This window comes from Aeromicrobium sp. PFPM2_SD2 (genome assembly GCF_057364525.1).
On the sequence record NZ_JBNFNZ010000730.1, the window covers coordinates 1 to 719 of the forward strand.

Genomic DNA, 719 nt, shown 5'->3' on the forward strand with positions numbered 1-719 from the left:
GCCGCTGCCCGTCGCGGTGGCCGCGCGGCGCTGAACGCCCAGCACCGCGTAGACGACGCCGCGGCCGACCGCCGGCGACGCGGTGGCGGGCCCGCTCGGCGCCGTCCTCGGTGCGGAAGCCCCAGATCGCGGTCGCCAGCTGCCACACGGTGAGCGCGGCCAGCCCGGCGGCGACGATCCACAGCAGCGTCCCGCCGAGCGGCTTCTCGGCCAGCTCCTGGAGGGCGCCGGACTCGCTGGCCTCCTCGCTGCTGCCGCCCCAGGCCAGCTGCACGGTGATCCAGGCGATGAGGACGTGCACGACGCCGTACCCGACCAGCCCGACCCGGGCGCTGTTCTCGAGCGCGTCGTGGTCGCGGACGTCCTGCGTGGCGTTCATGCGGCGTGCCTTCCTGCGGTGGGGGCGGCCGCGTGGCTGCGTTCCTCCGCCGCGCGGGCCAGGTTGCGCTGCAGGCCGCCGAAGACGACCCCGTGGAACGGGTAGATGCTCCACCAGTAGAGGCGGCCCAGCAACCCGCGCGCGCGTAGAGCGCGCGGTGGCTGAACGTCGTCGTGCCGCCCTCGGTGGAGCCGATGCACAGCTCGAGCCAGGCCAGGCCCGGCAGCCGCATCTCGGCGCGCAGCCGCAGCAGCCGCTCCTCCTCGACCGTCTCGACGCGCCAGAAGTCGACGGCGTCGCCGACCAGCAGCCGCTGCGGGTCGCGCCGGCCGCGGCGCAG

The 719-nt window shown here is 76.1% G+C and carries 1 protein-coding gene and 1 pseudogene; both read right to left on the reverse strand.

What is annotated here, in order from left to right; translation table 11 throughout:
• A partial coding sequence (locus AC2W7G_RS17750) for a DUF1206 domain-containing protein (protein WP_485869595.1) occupies positions 1–379 on the reverse strand: 379 nt, incomplete at its 3' end.
• A gap of 193 nt (positions 380–572) precedes the next feature.
• A pseudogene (locus tag AC2W7G_RS17755) lies at positions 573–719 on the reverse strand (DUF2867 domain-containing protein); the annotation flags it as partial.